The sequence below is a fragment of the Vibrio sp. Vb339 genome (genome assembly GCF_902751245.1).
Lineage (GTDB): Bacteria > Pseudomonadota > Gammaproteobacteria > Enterobacterales > Vibrionaceae > Vibrio > Vibrio coralliirubri.
In genome coordinates, this window is sequence record NZ_CADDIS010000001.1 from 1,283,108 (window position 1) to 1,304,810 (window position 21,703).

Annotated in this window: 24 protein-coding genes; 21 read left to right on the top strand and 3 right to left on the bottom strand. The window is 43.9% G+C overall.

All coding sequences use genetic code 11. The annotated features are described in order from the left end of the window. Positions 1–11 precede the first annotated feature (11 nt). The 3 genes from nirD (at position 12) to cobA (ending at position 2,379) form a co-directional block, all read left to right on the top strand. A complete protein-coding gene (gene nirD / locus HRQ85_RS05695) occupies positions 12–335 on the top strand; it encodes a nitrite reductase small subunit NirD (protein WP_017058221.1) in 324 nt (107 codons plus the stop codon). A gap of 123 nt (positions 336–458) precedes the next feature. After that, positions 459–1,274, top strand: coding sequence for a formate/nitrite transporter family protein (locus HRQ85_RS05700; protein ID WP_017062558.1), 816 nt, complete (start codon positions 459–461; stop codon positions 1,272–1,274). Positions 1,275–1,602: 328 nt separating this feature from the next. Then, complete coding sequence (gene cobA / locus HRQ85_RS05705; protein WP_019822801.1) at positions 1,603–2,379, top strand: uroporphyrinogen-III C-methyltransferase; 777 nt, start codon at positions 1,603–1,605, stop codon at positions 2,377–2,379. A 51-nt stretch (positions 2,380–2,430) separates the two neighbouring features. Here cobA and HRQ85_RS05710 read toward each other — a convergent pair whose 3' ends face one another. After that, positions 2,431–2,982 carry a DUF4174 domain-containing protein gene (locus tag HRQ85_RS05710; protein WP_172378973.1) on the bottom strand — a complete coding sequence of 184 codons (552 nt, stop codon included), beginning with the start codon at positions 2,980–2,982 and terminating at the stop codon, positions 2,431–2,433. 249 nt (positions 2,983–3,231) lie between these two features. Between HRQ85_RS05710 and HRQ85_RS05715 the strand changes: the two genes are divergently transcribed. The 3 genes from HRQ85_RS05715 (at position 3,232) to HRQ85_RS05725 (ending at position 5,833) form a co-directional block, all read left to right on the top strand. Further along, positions 3,232–3,705, top strand: a complete 474-nt coding sequence (locus tag HRQ85_RS05715; protein WP_010429860.1) for a LabA-like NYN domain-containing protein — start codon at positions 3,232–3,234, stop codon at positions 3,703–3,705. Between the two features lie 80 nt (positions 3,706–3,785). After that, positions 3,786–4,451 carry a response regulator transcription factor gene (locus HRQ85_RS05720; protein WP_172378974.1) on the top strand — a complete coding sequence of 222 codons (666 nt, stop codon included), beginning with the start codon at positions 3,786–3,788 and terminating at the stop codon, positions 4,449–4,451. Further along, a complete protein-coding gene (locus HRQ85_RS05725; protein WP_172378975.1) occupies positions 4,448–5,833 on the top strand; it encodes a sensor histidine kinase in 1,386 nt (461 codons plus the stop codon). The genes HRQ85_RS05720 and HRQ85_RS05725 overlap by 4 nt, the downstream gene beginning before the upstream one ends. 185 nt (positions 5,834–6,018) lie before the next feature. Here HRQ85_RS05725 and HRQ85_RS05730 read toward each other — a convergent pair whose 3' ends face one another. Further along, entirely contained in the window at positions 6,019–7,323 is a 1,305-nt protein-coding gene (locus HRQ85_RS05730; RefSeq protein ID WP_048660112.1) for a dicarboxylate/amino acid:cation symporter, read from the bottom strand. Between the two features lie 559 nt (positions 7,324–7,882). Here HRQ85_RS05730 and HRQ85_RS05735 point away from each other — a divergent pair. From HRQ85_RS05735 to HRQ85_RS05765, 7 genes are all read left to right on the top strand, one after another. Further along, complete coding sequence (locus HRQ85_RS05735) at positions 7,883–9,976, top strand: TonB-dependent siderophore receptor (RefSeq protein WP_172378976.1); 2,094 nt, start codon at positions 7,883–7,885, stop codon at positions 9,974–9,976. A gap of 178 nt (positions 9,977–10,154) precedes the next feature. Further along, complete coding sequence (locus tag HRQ85_RS05740) at positions 10,155–10,922, top strand: DUF3450 domain-containing protein (RefSeq protein WP_048612625.1); 768 nt, start codon at positions 10,155–10,157, stop codon at positions 10,920–10,922. Beyond that, the gene (locus tag HRQ85_RS05745) at positions 10,922–12,298 is read left to right on the top strand and encodes a MotA/TolQ/ExbB proton channel family protein (protein ID WP_172378977.1); all 1,377 of its coding nucleotides are present in this window, start codon (positions 10,922–10,924) and stop codon (positions 12,296–12,298) included. The genes HRQ85_RS05740 and HRQ85_RS05745 overlap by 1 nt, the downstream gene beginning before the upstream one ends. Beyond that, a complete protein-coding gene (locus HRQ85_RS05750) occupies positions 12,298–12,903 on the top strand; it encodes a MotA/TolQ/ExbB proton channel family protein (protein WP_172378978.1) in 606 nt (201 codons plus the stop codon). The genes HRQ85_RS05745 and HRQ85_RS05750 overlap by 1 nt, the downstream gene beginning before the upstream one ends. Continuing rightward, positions 12,900–13,304 (top strand): ExbD/TolR family protein, encoded by a 405-nt coding sequence (locus tag HRQ85_RS05755; RefSeq protein ID WP_172378979.1) that lies wholly within the window; start codon positions 12,900–12,902, stop codon positions 13,302–13,304. The genes HRQ85_RS05750 and HRQ85_RS05755 overlap by 4 nt, the downstream gene beginning before the upstream one ends. 19 nt (positions 13,305–13,323) lie before the next feature. After that, on the top strand, positions 13,324–13,944 hold the full coding sequence (locus HRQ85_RS05760) for an energy transducer TonB (protein WP_172378980.1): 621 nt from the start codon (positions 13,324–13,326) through the stop codon (positions 13,942–13,944). Further along, the gene (locus HRQ85_RS05765) at positions 13,941–15,119 is read left to right on the top strand and encodes a tetratricopeptide repeat protein (RefSeq protein WP_172378981.1); all 1,179 of its coding nucleotides are present in this window, start codon (positions 13,941–13,943) and stop codon (positions 15,117–15,119) included. The genes HRQ85_RS05760 and HRQ85_RS05765 overlap by 4 nt, the downstream gene beginning before the upstream one ends. Before the next feature lie 131 nt (positions 15,120–15,250). Here the strand turns inward: HRQ85_RS05765 and HRQ85_RS05770 are convergent, their stop codons facing one another. Next, entirely contained in the window at positions 15,251–15,571 is a 321-nt protein-coding gene (locus HRQ85_RS05770; RefSeq protein WP_172378982.1) for a hypothetical protein, read from the bottom strand. A gap of 343 nt (positions 15,572–15,914) precedes the next feature. Between HRQ85_RS05770 and HRQ85_RS05775 the strand changes: the two genes are divergently transcribed. From HRQ85_RS05775 to HRQ85_RS05810, 8 genes are all read left to right on the top strand, one after another. Continuing rightward, positions 15,915–16,544, top strand: a complete 630-nt coding sequence (locus tag HRQ85_RS05775) for a PepSY-associated TM helix domain-containing protein (RefSeq protein ID WP_050633366.1) — start codon at positions 15,915–15,917, stop codon at positions 16,542–16,544. 84 nt (positions 16,545–16,628) lie between these two features. Beyond that, positions 16,629–17,147 carry a DUF2271 domain-containing protein gene (locus HRQ85_RS05780; RefSeq protein WP_172378983.1) on the top strand — a complete coding sequence of 173 codons (519 nt, stop codon included), beginning with the start codon at positions 16,629–16,631 and terminating at the stop codon, positions 17,145–17,147. A gap of 111 nt (positions 17,148–17,258) precedes the next feature. Continuing rightward, on the top strand, positions 17,259–18,095 hold the full coding sequence (locus HRQ85_RS05785) for a DUF4198 domain-containing protein (RefSeq protein WP_048608220.1): 837 nt from the start codon (positions 17,259–17,261) through the stop codon (positions 18,093–18,095). 116 nt (positions 18,096–18,211) lie between these two features. Then, positions 18,212–18,547, top strand: a complete 336-nt coding sequence (locus tag HRQ85_RS05790; protein ID WP_017079279.1) for a hypothetical protein — start codon at positions 18,212–18,214, stop codon at positions 18,545–18,547. Beyond that, positions 18,544–19,140 carry a DUF6162 family protein gene (locus HRQ85_RS05795; RefSeq protein WP_172378984.1) on the top strand — a complete coding sequence of 199 codons (597 nt, stop codon included), beginning with the start codon at positions 18,544–18,546 and terminating at the stop codon, positions 19,138–19,140. The genes HRQ85_RS05790 and HRQ85_RS05795 overlap by 4 nt, the downstream gene beginning before the upstream one ends. A gap of 16 nt (positions 19,141–19,156) precedes the next feature. Continuing rightward, positions 19,157–20,092, top strand: coding sequence for a metal ABC transporter solute-binding protein, Zn/Mn family (locus tag HRQ85_RS05800; RefSeq protein WP_172378985.1), 936 nt, complete (start codon positions 19,157–19,159; stop codon positions 20,090–20,092). Then, a complete protein-coding gene (locus tag HRQ85_RS05805) occupies positions 20,092–20,826 on the top strand; it encodes a metal ABC transporter ATP-binding protein (RefSeq protein ID WP_172378986.1) in 735 nt (244 codons plus the stop codon). The genes HRQ85_RS05800 and HRQ85_RS05805 overlap by 1 nt, the downstream gene beginning before the upstream one ends. Further along, entirely contained in the window at positions 20,826–21,701 is an 876-nt protein-coding gene (locus HRQ85_RS05810) for a metal ABC transporter permease (RefSeq protein ID WP_065206162.1), read from the top strand. The genes HRQ85_RS05805 and HRQ85_RS05810 overlap by 1 nt, the downstream gene beginning before the upstream one ends. Positions 21,702–21,703: the final 2 nt, after the last annotated feature.

Genomic DNA, 21,703 nt, shown 5'->3' on the forward strand with positions numbered 1-21,703 from the left:
GAGACGACATTATGGCATTTACCAAAGTTTGTAAGATCGAAGACATTATCCCAGGTACAGGTGTTTGTGCGTTGGTTGGTGGTGAGCAAGTGGCTATCTTCCGCCCAACTAAGGCTGAAGAAGTATTCGCGATTAGCAACACAGACCCATACTTCCAATCTAACGTGTTATCACGCGGTTTGATTGTTGAGCACAAAGAAGAGCTTTGGGTGGCAAGTCCACTTAAGAAGCAACGCTTTAACCTAGCAACAGGTGTGTGCATGGAAGACGAGAACTTCAACGTGAAAGCGTATAAAGCTCGTGTTGCCAAAGGCGCTGTAGAAATCTCTGCTTAATCTTCGGATGAGTAAGATTTGATAGTTCAAGGGTTCTAGTTCTCGATATTGCCTTAACTCGGCAACTAGAGCCTTTTCCTATCCAATTTTAACTTTTAATTTAAACTTTTTAAGGACAACCTTATGTCTCCTGATTACAAACCAGCTGAATTCGTTCAAACGATGATTGATGTGGGTGAAGCGAAAACGAAAACAAGTACTCGCGATCTTCTGATTCGAAGCACTATGGCTGGTATCATCCTTTCTCTAGCGGTTGTTGTTGCTATTACAGCAATGGTTCAAACAGGTATTGGCCTTGTTGGCGCACTTGTGTTCCCAGTTGGCTTCGTCATTCTAAGTGTAATGGGTTATGACCTAGTAACTGGCGTATTCGGCCTTGCACCTTTAGCGAAATTCGACAACCGCCCAGGTATCACTTGGGGCCGTATCCTACGTTGTTGGGGTATTGTTGGTCTTGGTAACCTTATCGGTTCTCTTATTGTTGCTTTCCTAGTTGCTGTTTCTTTAACAGGTAACTTCTCTCTAGAACCAAACGCTGTTGCTCAAAAGTTCATTGCTGTTTCTACGGGCCGTAGCCTAGGTTTTGAAAATATGGGAATGGACGGATGGATCACGTGTTTCGTACGCGGCATCTTCTGTAACCTTATGGTATGTCTAGGTGTGATTGGCAACATGACTGCTCGTACAGTGTCAGGCCGTGTAGCAATGATGTGGTTCCCAATCTTCATCTTCTTCGCACTCGTATTTGAGCACACAGTGGTAAACATGTTCCTATTCCCACTAGGTATGATTCTTGGCGCTGATTTTGGTATCGCGACATGGTTGAACTTCAACCTTATCCCAACAATCCTAGGTAACATCGTTGGTGGTCTATTAATGACGTGTGTTCCTCTATACCTAACTCACGCTAAAACAGCTCCTTCTCTAGGCGCTAAGTAATTAGATAGTTCTAGGTTAATGAGCAACTAATAATGTGTGTTAAGCCCCAAGCTGTTGATTTGGGGCTTTTTTGATCTTAACACTCTCTACTTTGATAACCGTGCACCTAAGGCGAGCAATGTGTGCTTGATGATGGTGCAAATGTCAGGGTTTTCCAACGTAATAGATTGTTTTGTTATATAAACTTCTATCTTGATTAGAATTAATCGTAAAGTTTTATGGCAACAACTGATAGTCTAAGAAGTAGGGATATTGGTGATTCATACAACGATGAATCGTCATACAGAATTAAGCTTGAAATATAACAAGCAAACCTTCGGAGCGCAGCATGTCAGAAGTATCGTCATCGAATGTTAAAGAAGTAAACAAAGGATTTGTTTCATTGGTAGGTGCAGGTCCGGGCGACCCAGACTTACTTACGCTAAAAGCTGCACGAGTGATTCAACAAGCAGACGTGTTGGTTTATGACCGCTTGGTATCAAAAGATATTTTGGCGATGGCTAATCCAGAAGCAGAAATGCTGTATGTGGGCAAAAAGCTTGATCATCACTGTGTACCGCAAGATCAGATCAACCAACTGTTGGTCACTAAAGCGCAAGAGAACAAGCACGTAGTACGCTTAAAAGGTGGTGACTCGTTTATCTTTGGCCGTGGTGGCGAAGAGTGTGAAACGTTAGCTGAGAATGATGTGAGATTTGAAGTGATTCCGGGCATCACAGCAGCTGCAGGCGCAACGGCATATGCGGGCATTCCGTTGACGCACCGTGATCATGCACAAAGCGTGCAGTTTATTACCGGCCACTTGAAGAAAGATGGCGAAGATATTGACTGGCAATCTCTTGCTCAGCACAACCATACCATCGTGTTTTACATGGGCTTGAAAGAGAGTCCAAACATTCAGAAAAACTTACTGGATAACGGTATGCGAGCGGACATGCCGGTTGCGATCATCGAAAACGGTACTCGCCAAGACCAAAAGGTGTTTAGAGGTGGGTTACGTGATTTGGCTGACCTTGCTAGTGTCGCAAAGAGCCCAGCGTTGATTGTTGTAGGCAGCGTGGCTCAGCTCCATGAAAAACTGGCTTGGTTTAACAAACAAGCTTAATCGTTTGACCTTCTAGTTAGCTCTCTAAGCCACTACTGAGCTCAGCAAGAATCAAATACTGCAGCGGCTTCCTTGTCGCTGCATTTCTTGTTGGCGCATCGGCATTTCATCGATGATATTGGTGATTTTCTGCCAGTCTGTCTTACCGCTCCACCTGTGCTTCTCTTTTCCGTCTTTACCTATCAAAACAGCAGTATGTGAACCTTTTGGTATTCCATAGCTATCGGTTACGGCTTCTAGGTTAAATTCTTCTTCAAGCCAAGTAGGGACTGTGTAGCCGCTCTCCGCAATGACAATGATAACTACGTCTCTTTCATCCAATTGACAGTTGTTGATCAACACTTCATTGAGAAACTCTTTGACGACGGAATCTTCCTTTGGTGCAAAGTAGATCACGCTACGGTGCGGTAACGGTTTTGAATGTGAATAGGCAGGGTAGGCAAGTACCGAGTGAATGGTTGAGCTCATGACCAATACTGTGCTGATAGTCAGTAGTTTAATCAAGCTAAACCAGACGCGAAAACGTGCTGAATAATTCATTGATTTCGCTGCTTTGGCTGTGTCGATGCTTACGCACGATTTGTGTATTTGTCGGTGTAGCATGGCCAACCTCCCTTGAAAACTCAAAGTCTGAGAATGATTTGAAAGTTACGTAGAGAAGAAAGTGAAGCTCAGAACCATTCGATAAACGTACGACACAAATCAACCTACATTAAGCATAGTTAGGATTACGCTAAACATACGGAGATTTACGTTAACGGAAGGGAACAAGTTCATTTTTATTGAGTAAAGCGACTCGCATTTTATAAGTGAATAGAATAGGGTATACGGAAAATCTAAAGGTATGAATTTATGGAAAACATAGCAATTTTGGTCGACGTTCAGAACGTTTACTACACGACGCGCGACAAATACCGTTCTAACTTCGACTATAACCAGTTTTGGTATGTTGCCACGGAAGGGCGTAACGTTATTGCAGCTAATGCATACGCAATCTCAAGCCAAGACCCTAAGCAGCGCCAATTTCATCACATCCTGCGTGGTGTTGGCTTTAATGTGAAGCTAAAACCGTTTATTCAGCGTCGAGATGGTAGTGCAAAAGGTGACTGGGATGTAGGTATAGCACTAGACGCGATAGAGCTTGCTGAGACAGTCGATACGATTGTTTTAGTCTCTGGCGATGGTGATTTCGAAATCCTTGTAGAGCGAATCAAAGAGCGCTTTGGCAAACCTGTTGAAGTGTATGGTGTTCCGGGGTTAACTGCTCAAAATCTTATCGATTCTGCCTCAAAATTTGTACCGATTGAAAAAGATTTTCTTCTATAGAGGAAATCGGGCACTTTATAATTGAAATCAATAATAACGATAATTAGAATGCAAACAGTTCTTATTTATCGGTATGTGTAATGTCTCGCGTTTTAGTTGTTGATGATGATATTCAGTTGTGTGAATTACTGGGTGAAGTGTTAGAAAATGAGGGGTATCACGTTGATACTGTTCATTGCGGTGAATCCGCGCTTGAGTTTATTCAAACTCATCCTGTCGATTTGGTTCTACTCGATGTAATGCTTCCTAACTTAAGCGGCATTCAAGTAGCAAGACGCATTTGTCAGCGTTTTGCTACTCCTATTCTTATGCTAACCGCACTTAACGACGATGCCTCAATGCTCGATGGCTACCAAGCAGGCGCCGACCAGTACATCGCCAAACCTTTCAATGTTCCAGAACTCTTAACCCGTATTAAGGTGATCTTGCGCCGAGTGGGTTTTGAACGCCAAAGACAATCTTTAGCTTCGTCTAATCACGGCTTGTGTGAACAACTCTCTCGTTTGCCATTAACTGGCACTGAAAAAGACTTGCTTGATTATTTGGTCAAAAATGACGGTATTGTCGTCTCAAAATCTGATCTGCAAATCCATGTACTCAAGAAAGAATTGTGCCCCTTCGATCGTAATTTAGATATGCATATCAGCAATATACGTAGAAAGCTCGTTCAGGCGGGGTTGTCTAAACAACATATTAAAACCGTTCGTGGTAAAGGTTACAGTTACCTAGAGTTGGCAGGAGCATGAGTAAAAAACTGCTGCGATGCCCTGATTTTATTACTAAACGTAAAGACGGACTCACTTTCCAATTGTTCAGTTACCTGACCGTCATTTTGGTGAGTATTTTGATCCTGCAAGGTGTTGCTGAAAGAGCCTTGATGAAAGCGCTGCTTAAAGTGCCAGAATCGGTAAAAGCGGAAATGCTCGACCTTGCTTACCAAGCGAATGTGTTGATTGAAGAAGGGGACATGGATGAACTCGCGGACTGGGGTAATGCTCAGCAGTATTATCTGTTCGTCATCGACAAAGACAATCGCCCGATCACACATCGTCACATGCACCCACATTTTGAATTTAAGCTCAAATACTTAAGAACGTTAGATCACCAACTTAGTGATCGTGTGAGTAAGCCCATCTTCGGTCTACCACTGGATAACGGTAAAACACTGGTTATCCAACTACCGCACCAATTTCATCCCGCTAAATCTTTTGCGCCATACTCCTATATGCTTAAAGCATTGATTGCATTGGTCGTATTGTCTCTGTTCTCGATTATCATGGCCAAAAGCCTTCAGCAACCGTTGGATAGATTGAGAGAAGCGAGCCGCAGACTGGCTCAAGGTGACTTCACGGTCAGTGTGGTGTCGGAGTTGAACTCCACCACGCGTGAATTCAACGAGCTTGCACACGATTTTGATCATATGACCTTTGAGATTAAATCTCTGGCTGAAAAGCAACGTCGTTTGATTCGTGATGTCTCACACGAGTTAAGAACACCGTTAGCAAGGCAAAACCTCGCACTACACCTGCTGCGCAGCAAGGTTGATGATAAAAGCATTGGTTTGCTAGAACGAATGGAAAATGAAACAGAAGAGATGAACAAGCTGGTGGGTGAGATACTTGAATTTAGCCGCTTGGAAACCTCTCGCTATGACTCTAAGTTAAGCTTGATGCACCTAGAGCACTATTGCTCGATGTTGATCGCGCAGATGCAAAACGATTTAAAACCGAATCAAACTTTGATTGGCTCTCTAGAGACACCGACATCAATGGTGAACGTTGATGAGAGGCTACTGCTTCGAGTCATTGGTAACTTGGTCGGGAATGCCATTAAATACGCGGGTGAGAACGCTCATGTTGTCGTGACGACATACGAACAGGTCACAGATAAACGTTACAGTGTCATATCTGTAGAAGATGACGGTGATGGCATTCCTCATAACAAGATTGCAGGTATATTCGACCCGTTTACACGAATAGAATCAGCCCGAGACAAACAGTCTGGCGGTTACGGTCTAGGCCTTGCGATTGTTAAAGAAGCGATGGGTGTGATGAATGGACATGTAACCGCTGAGAATAGAGAAGGTGGGGGACTGAGAGTGAACTTGATGTTCCCAATCGGTGATTAGCTTTCTCTATTGAGAAGAACGCTAAACAAATAATTGTCCCAACTCAGTTGTACTGACTTAAGCGATACCCAATAAAAAACGCCACTACATCTGCAGTGGCGTTTTTCTTTATGCGCTTTGGTATGGGCTAGGCGTAGCCATTAATTACGCCTGAGCTTGAAGACAAGAGCATCAGATAAGCTAGACTATGCCTGTTGGCGAGCTAGCTTAACTTCTTCTTCTTTCTCACCTGCTGCTGGGTCGTTGAAGCGAGACTCGTCTAGAGCGCCTTCAGACTTAGCAACGATGATAGATACGGCACTATCACCTGTGATGTTTACAGCGGTACGAATCATATCAAGAAGGCGGTCAACACCCATGATTAGAGCAATACCTTCAAGCGGTAGACCCACTTGGTTCAATACCATTGCTAGCATAACAAGACCAACACCAGGGACACCTGCAGTACCAACAGACGCCAGTGTCGCCGTTAGGATAACCATTAGGTAATCACCCATTGAAAGGTCGATGTTGTACGCTTGCGCGATAAATGCAGTCGCAACACCTTGCATGATCGCAGTGCCGTCCATGTTCACAGTTGCACCTAGTGGTACAGTGAAAGAAGCGACTTTGTTGTCTACGCCCATACGGTTCTTAGCCGTTTCCATAGTTACTGGAATTGTTGCGTTCGAAGATGCTGTTGAGAATGCAAACATGATTGCATCTTCCATCTTACGTAGGAACGTAATCGGACTAAGACCTGTGAATCCTTTAAGCATCGCACTATAAGTCACCAAACCATGCAACAGCAGGGTACCAGCAAGCACTAAGAAGTATTCTGCTAGGTTCCAAATTGCACCTAAGCCAAGGCCAGAGAACAGTTTCGCCATCAAGAAGAATACGCCGTAAGGAGCAAGGTTCATTAGTAGCGCAACTAGCTTCATGATCACTTCGTTTAGATCAGAGAAAACGGCAGCGATACGTTCACCGGGTTTGCCCGCTGCACTGATTGCGATACCAAACAACACTGCAAATACGATAACTTGTAACGTTTTGCCCTCAGCCATCGCCTGAATAGGGTTGGTTGGGAACATGTCGATGATTACTTGGCCCAGAGAAGGGGCATCCGCTGATTTGAAAGAGCTCGCAGCAGTAAGATCTGCACCAGCTCCAGGTTGGAACAGGTTACCGATAGTTAATGCTAGAGTGATGGCAACGGCAGTAGTACCGATATAAAGTGCAAGCGTTTTTCCACCCATACGGCCAAGAGTTGATAAGTCTTTAAGAGAACTTGTACCGCACACTAGTGAAACGAAGACGAGTGGCACAACAAGCATTTTTAAACTGGCGACAAAGATTTGCCCGCCTACTTCAAAGAGTCCGTTAACGATGTAGTTGTTAACAAATCCGCTGTCTGCAAAAAGGGATTGAATGGCGAATCCCGTTAATATACCTACGACCATACCGAGGATTACTCGACCAGTCAGAGACATAGGTTTCTTGGTATTCATTTAGAACACTCCTTATTATTTATAACTTTGATACCTTTTCAAAGTGAGCAGGAGATTAGCAGTCGGTTGTTCAAATCGAAAAACAAAAAATGAGTTTGGAATTATAGATGTGATCAAAATCACTGATAATTTCGTCAATTAAACAAAATTAAACAAAATAATTCACCATAAATTTACATTTATCGAGAGTTTTATACATAAGACTGCCGTTTCAAAGGTAGTAAATAAGAAGAGATAATTTTCTTATCAATCTGGCCACCTTAAATAGGCCGGGCTAATAACGCTGTTTCAAAAGATTTGACATCGATAACCACTTATTAGCGTAAATGCTCTCTAACCATTTGTATTAAATTGGTTTTGTTTAACTTTATAGAAACGACTCCCCGACACGCCTTTACAAAACTTTACGAATGCAAAGAATGTAAATTTAATGCAAATGGTAATAGTTATCACTTATATTCTCTCTCGGAATAATTCAGTGGTACCGGAAACGGTTCAGCGAGCACATCGAATAAATAACAAAGTGCTCGTCTAAAAGAATAAAAACGGAGTAAAGGACATGTTTTCAAAGAGCCCATTGGCTTTAGTGATCGGCGCAGTATTAACTTCACCAGTAGTATTGGCAGAAACAGTAAAAACAGACGAGCATATGGTTGTTGAAGGTCGTGACTACGGTTACAAAGCCGACACGAACACAACAGCAATGCGCATGGAGGCGACTCAATTAGAGACTCCGGGACAAGTTTCGATCATTGATGAGCAGCTTATCGATGAGCAACGTGCTAGTACACTAGGCGAAGTTTTACAAAACGATGCGAGTGTTAGTGCTGGTGGTACAAGCCGTAACCGTGAGCGTTTCTCTCTACGTGGTTTTGAATTGAGCAGTTCTGATGGTTTTTTACGTGATGGACATCAACACTGGTCTCATTACCGCCAACCTATTGAGCTTTTAGAGCGTGTTGAGGTTTTAAAAGGTCCATCTGGCTTACTTTACGGTAAGTCGGAACCGGGTGGCCTTGTAAACATGGTTACAAAAAAACCGACTACGAATACTCAGATGTCATTAAGCCAAGATGTGGGTTCTGATGACCATTATCGTACGACACTCGATGTAAGCGGTTCTCTAAACTCAGATGAGACACTTCGTGCTCGTACAGTGCTTTCTAAAGAAACATACGGTTCATACCGTTCTTATGGTGATGGAACAGAGCCAGATACAGACCGTTTTGTAGGTGGCTTATTTGTCGAATATGACATTACAGATCGAGTAATGATCTCTGCACATTACGACAAAACAGAAGATCACGGTAGCGTCGATTCTGGTGCATATGTTGTGAACGGGAAGCCAGTTCTTGGGGATACACACATTTGGGATGCGGAATGGTCAAAAATTGAAAACGATGTAGAGAATTATGGAGTTGCAGTTGATGCTCTGATTACCGATACAGTTGGTTTGAAAGTAGGGTATAACCGCCAGAACTTTGAACGTTTTGATGTGGAATCATACCCAAGTTTTTCTGACTATGAAGAGACAGGCCTTATCAAGCACTCGGGTAATGAGCGTTCAGATAAATGGGTGTTCGATACAGCATATGTTGATTTAACCAAGGACTTTAAGCTACTGGGAACTGAGAATACCTTGCTAATAGGTGGTAACTGGTTAGGTTACTCTTACGATCGTCATCAAACTTACTATAACTCAGTATCTAAAGCTCCTAGTGAAACTGTTGGTAAACCAGGCTACTCAGGAAAAGTGAAAGAATCTGATTCTGAATATGAAGCATACGGTGTTTATCTTCAGAATATGATGACTATAAATGACCAATGGCAAGTACTCGTTGGTTTACGCTTTGATGAAAAGAAAACTGATGATCTTAAAGAGAACCAAGTTTCTCCAAAGCTTGGTGTTATTTACCTTCCAGCGGAAAACGGCTCGATTTATGTACAGTACTCAGAGAGTTTTATGCCTCAAGGTACTGTTAATGGTGATGAGTACGTAAATGATGGGGAAGAGCTAGACGCGGAGCGTGGCATCTCTTACGAAGTGGGTACGAAGTGGGAATTACTTGATGAGAGATTGTTCCTAAGTGGTGCATTATTCGACATTACCAAAGAAAATATTACTCTTGATGTAGAAGTTGGTGTCGACGGTAATGGTGATACTTTATATAACAAGACTCAGGGAGGTGAGCAACAACATCGTGGTGTTGAACTCTTAGCTCAAGGTTTTGTAACCGAAAAGTTTTCTCTTAGTGCATCAACTATGTATCTGGATGCTGAGATTACTAAGGACGACACTTATCAAGGTAACAAACCTGCAGATGTTCCAGAGTTATCTGCAAGCCTTTGGTCTACTTACAAAATCATCGAAAGTACAGGTGTTAACTTTGGTCTAATCTATGAAGGTGAGCGTTATGGTGATGCTGCAAATACTTTCAAGAAAGACGGCTATGCACGATTTGATATGGGTGCTTCATACACACATAAATACAATGAAGACTTAGACATTGTTGCTCGTTTGAATGTAGAAAATATATTCGATACAGAATACTTTGCAGGCGGTGGCTCAACAAGCTCAAGCCAAGACGGCGCTAAAAACGTAGTAATTGGCGAAGGCCGTAACTACATGGCGACTTTACAGGTAAAATACTAATTTGTTAGTAGGGTACTATTGTTAGCCTAAATACTAAGGGGAAAGTTTCGGCTTTCCCCTTTCGTGATTCTGCTATTCAGTAAAAATATCCCTAGTAATGCGAGTGACTTTTAATGATAATGAGAGTGCTTATCAATAAAATTCATTTGACCTTCTTCTATAGTAAATGACTACAATTATGAATCTTTTAAAAACTAGCCTAGCGCTTGCCATCAGTTTGGTTGCAACGTCTTCTATGGCAAACAGCTTGGATCAAGCTCAATCAATTCAAAACAAGACCAATAACGCGTCGGCTTCGAGCCAAAAGGTTATTGATAAAAGCTCACAAGCGACTTTAATGCTGCAAGCTGAGATTGAGCGTCTGCAAGAAGAAGTGAAAAATCTAGAAATCTATCACGATCACCTTGCTGCATTGGTTGAAAGCCAGAATCAAGAAGCTCAGAGCATTGAAGGGCAGATCGACGAAATCAAATACACACGTCAAGGTGTTGTGCCTCTGATGTATCAGATGATTGATGGCCTTCAGCAGTTAGTTGAGCAAGATGTGCCAATCAGGAAAGAGCAGCGTCTAGAAAGAGTTGAAAAGCTGCAAGCAATGATGACTCGTGCTGATGTGAGTGATGCTGAGAAATATCGTCGTATCCTAGAAGCTTACCAAATCGAGATGGACTACGGCATCAAGCTCGGTGCTTACCAAGGTCGTGTTGCATTGAGCAACGACAGGACGATTGAAGCTGACGTGTTGCACCTAGGTCGTATCTCTTTGGTGGCTCGTAACCTAAATGGCAGCCAATACTGGTCTTGGAATCAAACACAAAATCAGTGGCAAGAGCTAGATTCTTCAATGAAATCTGAGCTAGATAAAGCTTACGACATTGCAAGCCAACAAGCGGCGCCAAGCCTAATTACTTTACCTGTTTCTCTAACTGTTGCGGAGGTTAAGTAATGAACTTAAAACCATTAGCAGCATTGCTTTGCATTACGTCTATTTCATTTTCTGCTTTCTCTGCATCAGACACGACGGCTCAGCTAGTTAATAAAGCAAAATCAGAGAGCCGAACTCAAGCTTCTCACAACGTAGTGCGTGAAGCTGATTTCAAAAAGACAGAACAAGAACTGAAAGCGATCAAAGCTCAGCTTGAAGCGAAACGTACCTCTATCCAAGGTGCGACAGATGTTCTGACTCAAACCTTCAGTGATAACGAAAACAAGCTTGCTCGCTTAGAAGAGAAGCTGCGTTTAGAAACCGGTAGCTTAGGCGAACTGTTCGGTGTCGTTCGTCAAAACGCAAAAGAACTCGGCGCAGAGTTTAGCTCAACCGTGAATAGTGTTGATCGTGCTGAACACACTGCAACTGTTGATCAAATCATTGATGCTAAATCACTGCCTTCAATGCCACAGCTGACCGGTTTGTGGATGAGCATGGTTGAGCAGATTCAAGCGAGTTCTGAGCTTAGCAAATCTCAAATTGCATTTATCAATGGTGAAGGCAACACACAAACTGTCGACGCTTATCGTTTAGGTTCAATCGGCCTAGTAACAGACCAAGGCTATGTTAGCTGGAACACTCAGCGTGAAGATGCGATTGCGTATCTGAAACAGCCATCGAATGGTCCAACTTTAGCATCGCTATCTACATTAGCGAATGGCGACGTGTCTAACGTGGTTGTCGATCCTTCTCGTGGGTTCATGCTAGAGCAACTAGCGCTAACACCAAGCCTAACTGATCGCCTTCAAGCGGGTGGTGTGGTTGGTAAAGTGATTCTTGGCTTGCTTGCAATTGGCTTAATCATCGCATTAGTTCGTGGTATTTCTTTGGCTATCGCTCGCCAGAAAATTCGCGCTCAACTTAAGAACCCAGAGCAAGCGGGTGATAACCCTCTAGGTCGTGTTCTTGCGGTTTACAACAAAGAGCAAAACCAAACCGTTGAAGCACTAGAACTACGACTTTTAGAAGCGGTAGTGGATGAACAAACTCACCTAGAGAAAGGTTTATCGATGCTAAAACTTCTAGCGGCACTTGCACCAATGTTAGGTCTTCTAGGTACTGTAACCGGCATGATCGAAACATTCCAAGTGATCACACAGTTTGGTAATGGCGACCCTAAAGTGATGGCGGGTGGTATTTCGATGGCACTGGTAACAACCGTACTTGGTCTTGTTGCAGCAATGCCTCTTCTATTAGCACACAACATTCTTAGCACTCAGGCTGAAAATATTCGCAATATTCTTGAGAAACAAGGTATTGGCCTTGTTGCTGAGCAGGCAGAAAAAACGGTTGAATCAAAAGCTGTGGTTTCACCAGTTGGGACTGCTGCGTAATGGATATTTTGTCGGGTTCTCTATTACCAGCGAGTTGGTTAACGAGTGACTGGCTGCTGTCTTTATCAAGCTTTATGGAGCAGGGCGGTTTCGTCCTGTGGTGGCTAGCGGCTGTCGTCCTAGTTTATTGGGTGCTTGTGGTTGAACGCGTGCTTTATCTTGCGTTCTACTTTCCAAAGCAGCGCCAAGCTTGGATTACTAAGTGGCATGAAAGAGAAGATCACTCTTCTTGGCATGCCAAAGCCATTCGTGAAGGTTGGTTGGGGCAAGCGAGTATCTTACTTAACCAAAACTTGAACTTTATTAAGCTGTTAGTCGCTATTTGTCCGATGTTGGGTTTGTTAGGTACCGTCACCGGTATGATCTCTGTTTTTGATGTCATGGCGACTCAAGGAAGCAGTGACCCTAAATTGATGGCTTCAGGTATCTCGTTGGCAACACTGCCAACCATGGCGGGTATGGCTTCAGGTATCTCGTTGGCAACACTGCCAACCATGGCGGGTATGGTTGCTGCATTAGCGGGCATGTTTGTTCACGCTCGTTTAGCGAAAGTGTGTAACCGCTTAGAATTGAAATTAGAAAAATCTTTAAGGAGTCAACGATGAGACTCGGTCGACGTCATTCTAAAAACGAAGAGGCCCAAATAGACCTTACTTCGATGCTTGATATTGTATTTATCATGCTTATTTTCTTTATTGTGACCAGTTCATTTGTTCGTGAATCAGGGGTTGAAGTCAATCGCCCACAAGCGTCTAACGTAGTAAGCCAAAAGGATGCGGGCATCTTTGTTGCGATTACTTCTGCGAATGACATCTTCATCGATAAACGTGTTGTTGATGTTGAGCGTGTTCAAGCGACATTAGAACACTTGTTGCTAGAACAACCTGATGCTCCTTTGGTTATTCAAGCGGATGAACACGCTTACAACGGTACGGTTGTTAAAGTGATGGATGCCGCGAAAGGTGCAGGTGTTAAAAACATTGCGCTTGCTGCTGATAAGCTATGATCTTGGAGGATCTTCATAAATGATTCGCCTATTTCTTGCTTTACCGCTAGCTGGTGTATTGGGTTTAGCTCTGTTTTCTTTCATGGCTTGGATGGTCGATAATGGCCACCAACGTTCACCAGATGATAGCGAGACGTTAAGTTTCAACATGGTAATGGTGGAACAAGAACAAGAAGTTCAAAGAAGACAACGTGCAGTCCCTGAAAAACCAGAAATGCCAGAGCCGCCACCGGAAGCGCAAACGTCTCAGTCACAAGCTGAAGTTACGCCTCTGAATTCGATGTCTTCACTGCCTTCTTTGGATTTGAATACATCGATTGATGGCCTAGCGATTAACGCACCGACATTTTCTGATTTTGGGTCAAACCAACAGGCAATGCCTTTGTATCGAGTAGAACCTCGTTACCCAGCTAAAGCGTTGAAGCGTGGCGCTGAAGGCCATGTCATTATGTCTTTTACCATCGACGAAACGGGACGCCCAATTGACATTCAAGTCACTGACGCAAACCCACGTCGTATGTTTGAACGTGAAGCGATGAGAGCACTTAAAAAATGGAAATATCAACCGAAAGTCGTCGATGGAAAAGCGATAGCTCAGGTTGGTCAAACCGTGAAACTAGAGTTTAAGTTGGCAAAATGATGAAACAGATATGGATATTAGTGGGCTTGTTGTTAATGCCCCTTACAACACAAGCGCAAGAGCTATCTCAATATACTGCCATTCGTGTTCAAAAGGCGCATAAGCTTGCTCAAGATGAGCAGGTTAAGCAGGCGATTGATGTACTTGCAGGCTTGGAGCTTTCTAAAGGCTACGACAAAGCGTATGTAGCTCGTATGTTGGGTGTGTTTTACTGGCAAGACGGTAAAACCGATAAGGCGATTAAGCAGCTTACATACGCCGTCGATACCGATTTATTGGTAGATGAACAAGCTTGGATAACGAAGCGCATGCTTGCTGATTTGTTATTAAATGATCAGCAGTTCAAAAACGCGCTTCCGCACTACTACGAGTTAGTGAAAACAGCGCCTGAAAAGGAAAAGAAAGACGTGCTTTGGATGCGAATTGCACAAGCGGAATACCAAATTGAAAACTGGTCAAAAGTACTCGTAGCGATTGGTAATCGTGACAAGTTCAATGCAAAATCAGAACTGTCGCCCCTATCGCTAAAACTGGGTGCACAGCTTCAGTTAAAGCAATGGAAACAGTCGATTCCTACACTGGAAAGCCTCATTGAACTTCAACCAGAAAAAGACAACTGGTGGCGTCAACTTGTGGGTATTCAGTTAAGACTAGAACGTAATCGCGATGCATTGAACACGTTAGCACTGGCTGATTTACAAGGTGTTGATCTGAAGAACTCAGATCGCCGCTTGTTAGCACAGCTTTACGCGAAACGCGGCATTCCAGAGCGTGCGGCACAAGAGATCGCTAAGTTAGATGACGCGAACAGCGATGTTCAACTTCTGGCTGAGCAAGCAACCTACTGGCAGTTAGCGAAAGAGTGGGACAGTGCTATTGAAGTGTGGACGTTAGCGTCTAAAAAAGACACGCAATATCACTGGAACGTGGCCCAGTTACTGGTTCAACAAGGTTACTACGATCGTGCTTTGGTTGTTTTGGATAAAGTGAAAGACAAGAACAAGCAAGCCGATGTTGCTTTAGCGAAAGTACGTTCATGGTACAAGCTAAAGAATCTTGATAATGCTCTTGCTCAAGCGAAACGTGCGAACAACATTGAGCCTTCTTCTGAAGCAAAAGGTTGGATTAAATATCTGACTCAGTTAAGAACAGTGAGTGATAACGGCAACGTTTAACTGCTATTAACAAAACAGAAGACAAGAGAAAATAATCAAGAGAAAAGGGTGTCATTTGATGGTTCAAATGACACCCTTTTTTAATTTTTGGCGGTTAAGGTTTTTTGATCTTTATCGTTCCAGTGCGTCAATTAAGGCTCGCACATTGTGCCTGTAGACGTTGCGTTTTGGATTACGCCACTGGTATCAGCAACCCAGTTAATAGTGCAATCACGGTAGGGGTTTTTGAAGGCATGCACTGTATAACCATTGTCTAACGGCTTCTTTGTCTCAATCCAAGCATAGTTTCGAGATGCCCAAAAACTGATAGGGCGTGACCGTTCGGTGAGATAACGTTCTTGTACATCGGTTATGTCTGAACCGATGTATTCTTGAATATGTTCTTCCGTGCTGATTACTTGGCTGGTACACGCCGTCGCTAGCGCAGCAAAAGCTAAAACAAAAATACGCATTTCAAATCCTTTTAAGCTTAATTAGCTATCATCAAACCAGTGATCAAATAGTCCCAACTTTCTATCCATAAAGCTACGACTGTTACCTTAAACCCATCTCAATCAAGCGTGTTGAGATTGAGTTTTTTTGAGCTTTGCCCCTGTTATCGATAACCTCTAATAGAACGAATCAAATCCCTTTAGTACACGTTAGCAAGAATATGCATACAGTTCGATTACTTCCCATGTAATGTTATGTAAATTTCCTTACGCCACTCGGCAAACGTAAACAATGTAAATTGAATGCCAATACGAATGATTATCAACTAAATTGTCGCCATAAAATTTATAGGTATTGGTTTGTATGTCGTTAAAAAGTAGGGCGGTTCAGTCATGGGCTCGTCGACTTCATGTTTATATTTCTATGGCGCTTCTGTTCGTAGTTCTTTTTTTCTCAGTCACAGGTATCACCCTGAACCGACCTGAGTTATTTGAATCAAGCCAACCCAATATCCAACGCTCTACGCTAACGCTTCCTACAAGTTTATTTACGGTCCAAGACGGACGTTTAAAAGCTGACGAGACAGCCTTTGAAACGTTTCTGTTTGAAGAAGCCAATCTGTCTGGTGTTCCTTCAGGCTTGGACATCTACGCAGAGATTGAAGACGGTGAGTTGCTCATCGGTGAAGTGTCTATGGACTTCAAAGGACCAGGCTACAACGCTTCCGTGTTTGTTGACGTCACGTCTGAATTTGTAGAAGTCGAAACCACTAATTACGGCGTGATTGCCCTGTTGAACGACCTACACAAAGGTCGTAACAGCGGTGAGGTCTGGAAATGGTTCATCGATATCACTGCACTACTGATGGTCTTCTTTGTACTTACCGGCGTGTGCTTACTGTTACCTAAGAAAAAAACACTCAATACCTCCATTAAATGGACGGTGTTTGGGTCTGCAATCTCACTTGCTATCTATTTTGTCGCCGTACCTTAACCCTTAATTAGTTTGATGAAGCGGTTTGATGAATCAGCTTGAAGAACGAATTAAAGGTTAAACGGATTTAAAAGGTTGTTAAACATGAAAAAAATAAACTGGAGCAAGGCGCTTCTTGCTTTATCACTTTTGCCAAGCCTAGGTATGGCACAAGCGATTTCTGATACGGCAAAACTTGATGTGAGCTTCGAGCTTCCAAAGATTGATACCTCTATGTATGCGCGTCCTTATGTGGCGGTGTGGGTCGAGAACAGCGAACGAAAATCAGTGAAAACTATTGAGCTTTGGGTCGGTAAAGATGAATGGCTGAAAGATCTACGCAGCTGGTGGAGAAAAGTTGGACGTTACGATCGTGAGCTCGTTGACGCTGTAACATCCGCTACGCGTCCAGCTGGCAAGTACCGTTTCGTTTGGGATGGTAAGAGTGATGATGGCCAAGCACTAGAGCAAGGCGAATACACGGTTCATATCGAAGTTGTTCGTGAACACGGCGGCCGTAACTATCTTCGTCAAAAAGTCTCACTCACAGATTCAAACGCTTCTTATGAGCTAAAGGCAACAGAAGAGACGGGTGAAATCACACTGAATTACGTCGCTAAATAGACAACGCAGTAGTGAACACCGATTGGTTTAAGAATCAGAACAGAATCGATAGTAGTCATCGTAGGCTCAGATTGAGCGACACGGCTAACAATTATAAATAATGGAATGAACATGATGAAACAGACAAAAATAAAGGCACTTGCTCTAGCGGGTGTTATGGCGTTCGGCCTAGCGGCTACGACAACAGCACAAGCCCACCCACGCTGGATTTTGCCATCACACTTTACCGTATCGAAAGAAGGCGGTGATTGGCTAACGTTCGACGTGACTGCGTCTCACGGTACGTTTGTTTTTGATAAGCCTGCAGGCAGCGAAAATGCACATGTCATCATGCCTGATGGCCGTAGCGAGCGTCCAAACTTTGTTGTTCGCGGTAAACGTCGTTCAATCTTCGATTTCTACTTCGAAGAAGAAGGTACACACAAAGTTGCGATTAACAACCAGCCATCTTACTACACACAGTACAAAGCGGGCCGTCGTGACACTGTGAAATGGATCAAAGCAAACAAAGCGGAACGTGACTCTGTACTTCCTGAAAAATCACGTGACGTGGTAACACAAATCAGCTTCACTCGTGCTGAAAGCTACATCACAGTAGGTAAGCCAACGGATTCAGTATTCAAAATTGAAGGGAAGCTTCTAGAAATGAAGCCTGTGACACACCCTTCAGACATCGTTGAAGGCGAACCAGTCACGTTCCAATTCTTCTACAACGGTGAAATTCAAAAAGACGTGAAAGCTGAGATCACTCGTGAAGGCACGCTTTACCGCAACCACCAAGAACAGATTGATGTAGTGAGCGACGAGAACGGCGAAATCACGTTCACTCCAGATGTAGCGGGTCGTTACGTAATGAAAGCGAACTACAAAGGTGAGTTGATTGACAACCCACTGGCAGACAAAGCAAGCGCGAACGTTCACCTAACGTTCGAAGCACTGCTTCAATAGTCTGTGATGTCGGGGCTAGATCCCTGATTAAGCAACCAAAAAACTTAAGGGCTCATTTGAGCCCTTTATCGCTCAGTTTACTACTGAGAATTTGCAATGTGGCTAGGGTACGAACCATGACAATAAAAACAAAACTAAAATCGATAATCACTCCATGCTTGGCTCTGGGACTTGGTTTCGCTGCATTACCTGCGCAAGCACACTTTCCATTGATGAGCTGCTGGTTTGAAGGCAAAACTGTGGCTTGCGAAGCGGGCTATTCAGACGGTAGTAAAGCGATTGATTACGCGGTTGAGATGTATGACTACGAAGACAACTTGATTGCAAAAGAGATGACGGATAAGCGCTCCATTGTTGAGTTTCCAAACCCTGACACTGAGTTCTACCTTGTGTTTGATTCAGGCCACGAGTTTCCTGTTGAAGTAGACGTTGTTGAGATCAGCGAAAAATGATGATTCAAGGCGTACGTGCTGACACGGGCGGCAGAGAAGGCAAATGGGTAGGGCTGATCATTGTGTTCATTCTGAGCTTTGCCACGGTTGCTATCCCATTTCATCAAGCAGAATCGCATATCAAAGCGGTACTTGATCATCAAATCTTAGTGACCGATGTCGAGCAAGAAAACTTGGCAATGTTATCAGAGCTTCGCTTGGCTCATGAAGAGATTCGCGACCTGCATATGGACTCTGACGGCGAATGGCCAAGTGTTGCGTCACTGAAAGATGAATGGGTCGCGCCATTTGTTGAAGACCAGAGTTGGAAGCGCAAAGGTTCTCATACTTGGTTATTGGACGAGCGTGGTTATTACTTTTCTACGCCAAGTGAAGATACTGCACCAAGTGAACAAGCTACGCCAACCGAACACGGCTTCGCTGATTCCTTTATTTTGAACGCCAACAGCGTTTCTCCTGAAATCTGGATTTACCTGGGTGGCGTAGCAAGTCAACCGACTAATTTTGATGAGAACACACTCGAATCTGCTGGCTGGAAAATGGTCGTCAATGAATCAGAAATTGAACAGCATCATGAAATCGATGCTCACTAATAATAAGAGAATTACTATGCGAATTATGACTCTGTTCATGTCGTTATTAGCGGTGTTCATGGCACCCATTGCATTGGCAAAAGAATATAAGGTTGACAGCGATAAACTGACGATTGGTATCACGCTTCAACCTTACTACAGCTACGTGAAAGCTGTAGTAGGTGACAAAGTGAACATTCTTCCTTTGGTTGACGCAGGTTTCAACCCACATAACTATTTACCACAACCAAATGATTTAAAACGATTGAGCCAGATGGATGCAATCGTAGTAAACGGTATTGGTCACGATGACTTCGCGCTTAAAGTGATTTCAGCTGCGCAACGTGATGACTTAGTGGTGATCGAAGCAAATAAAGAAGTGCCTCTACTTCCTGCACTTGGTCAGTCTGTTGGTCAAGGTGCCGTAAACCCACATACCTTTGTTGGGCTTTCAACAACGATTCAAAAGGTTTACACCATCGCTAGTGAAGTGTCTAAGCTCGACCCAGACAACGCTGCGTTTTATCGCAAGAACGCACGTAAGTACGCTAAGCAATTCCGTTTTATGAAGCGTGATGCGATGTTGTCCTTAGGTGAGTTAGATACATCAGGTATGAAGGTGGCGACCACGCACAATGCTTATGGCTACATCCTTCAAGAGTTTGGTGTGGATGTAGCGGCGGTGATTGAGCCTGCACACGGTGTTGAACCAAGTGCGAGCCAGCTGCAAGAGACGATCGAAAAGATCCGCGCATCGGGCATTGATGTTCTGTTCTACGAGCTAAACATGCCAAACCGTTTTGTTGACACGATTGAAGCGGAAACGGGTGTTCAGCTTTACCGTTTCTCTCACATGACGCATGGCGAGTATGAAGATGACAAAGTACAAGTTGAGATGAAGAAGAACCTAGAAACGCTGATCGAAGCAATGAAATTTGCGGCTGCGAATCAAGCTAAAAGCGGGAACGCATAATGTTAGGTCCATCGATTTCAATCAATCAACTTGGTCTGCAATACGACAACAACGTCATTCTTGACGATATCTCACTAGAGTTTAAAGCGGGTGAGTGCCATGTAATCATGGGGCCAAACGGCGGTGGTAAAACCTCTTTGCTGCGCTCTGTTCTTGGATTGACGCCTTTCTCTGGGCAAATCAATATTCATTGGCCAGAAAAGCCAAGTATTGGTTACGTTCCACAAAAAGCGACTTTCGAATCGAGCTTACCCCTGACGGTAATGGATTTCGTACTGCTTAACCAAACGCGAATCCCATTGTTTTGGCGTCGTAAATCTAAGCAATTGGATCTTGCACTCGCACAATTAGATCGCGTTGGTATGGCGACTCGTAGTGACCGCCGCATGGGACAGTTATCGGGTGGTGAGCAGCAACGCGTGCTGTTTGCCCAAGCGCTATTAGATAACCCAAGTCTACTGGTGTTGGATGAACCAACCACGGGTATGGACGAGCAGGGCGTTCGTTATCTTGAATCGCTGATTCGTGAATGTGTTAATGAAGGTCGTACGATTCTTGCGGTACACCACGATGTCACGGCAGTGCGTCGACTCGAAGCGAACGTACATGTTGTGAATCGATTCTTGGTTGATAGTGGCCCACACGAAAAAGTTTTACATCCGAGCAAAATTGAGAGCTTGTTTCAGCACTACAGCAGTGGCTCTGCCATGACCAAATCGAAGGAGGTTGCGTAATGGATTGGTTACGACAACTTGCCATTAGTGGCGTGGAAGCGGGTTGGTTATCAGACAGCTTCATGTATGCCTTCATGGTCAATGCTTTGGTTGCAGCGTTACTACTTGGTCCTCTGTTAGGTGGTCTGGGTACTTTGGTGATTGCCAAGCGTCTGGCTTTCTTCTCAGAAGCCGTCGGTCACGCAGCGTTAACCGGTATCGCTATTGGTGTTTTGCTTGGCGAGCCACCAGAAAACCCAATTATTGGTTTGTTTAGCTTCTGTATGATCTTCGCTCTGCTTCTTCACTTTGTAAGAAACAGGACCAACGTTCCATACGATACCTTAGTGGGTGTTTTCCTTGCGCTAGCGTTGGCTGTGGGTGCGGCGTTACTGATGTACGTTGCTCGTAAGATCAACATCCACATGCTTGAAAACGTATTGTTTGGCTCGATTCTTACCGTAACAGACCAAGACTTAGCGATTCTCGCAGGTAGTTGCGCGATCATCATCTTGCTCTTGATACCGACATTCAACCGCATTCTCCTGACTTGTATCAGCCCGGATATTGCGAAGGTTCGTGGTTACAACACCAGCTTTTACGATTACTTGTTTGTCATGATGATCACCTTAGTGACAATTGCGGCCGTGAAGATCGTAGGTGCGGTTCTGGTTGGCGCGTTATTGCTGATTCCAGGTGCGACAGCTCGATTGTTAACTAAACGTATGGGGAGCTTTGTTCTCTTGTCGGCATTACTCGCAACCATCGCATGTTTGGTTGGAACCGTGTTGCCTATGGAACTCAAACTGCCAGTGCCATCGGGCGCGTCAATCATCATCGTTTCTGCAACGTTTTTCCTAGCAGCAACGCTATACCGAATTGTAAGAAAGGCGTAATC